Source organism: Streptomyces sp. AMJ-169 (assembly GCF_055597585.1).
Map to the genome: position 1 here is coordinate 1 of NZ_JBVLTJ010000047.1, position 677 is coordinate 677.

Below are 677 nucleotides of genomic sequence, written 5' to 3' on the forward strand. Positions count from 1 at the left end.
GACTGGTCGTTGTTTGAGAACTGCACAGTGGACGCGAGCATCTGTGGCCAAGTTTTTAAGGGCGCACGGTGGATGCCTTGGCACCAGGAACCGATGAAGGACGTGGGAGGCCACGATAGTCCCCGGGGAGTCGTCAACCAGGCTTTGATCCGGGGGTTTCCGAATGGGGAAACCCGGCAGTCGTCATGGGCTGTCACCCGCTGCTGAACACATAGGCAGTGTGGAGGGAACGAGGGGAAGTGAAACATCTCAGTACCCTCAGGAAGAGAAAACAACCGTGATTCCGGGAGTAGTGGCGAGCGAAACCGGATGAGGCCAAACCGTATGCGTGTGAGACCCGGCAGGGGTTGCGTATACGGGGTTGTGGGATCTCTCTTTCACAGTCTGCCGGCTGTGAGGCGAGTCAGAAACCGTTGATGTAGACGAAGGACATGCGAAAGGTCCGGCGTAGAGGGTAAGACCCCCGTAGTCGAAACGTCAGCGGCTCGTTTGAGAGACACCCAAGTAGCACGGGGCCCGAGAAATCCCGTGTGAATCTGGCGGGACCACCCGTTAAGCCTAAATATTCCCTGGTGACCGATAGCGGATAGTACCGTGAGGGAATGGTGAAAAGTACCGCGGGAGCGGAGTGAAATAGTACCTGAAACCGTGTGCCTACAAGCCGTGGGAGCGTCGGA

Annotated in this window: 1 rRNA gene; it reads left to right on the top strand. The window is 57.3% G+C overall.

Features of this window, described 5'->3' with window-relative positions:
- Positions 1-45: 45 nt before the first annotated feature.
- Positions 46-677 (top strand): 23S ribosomal RNA (locus ACYUD3_RS38515); the annotation flags it as partial.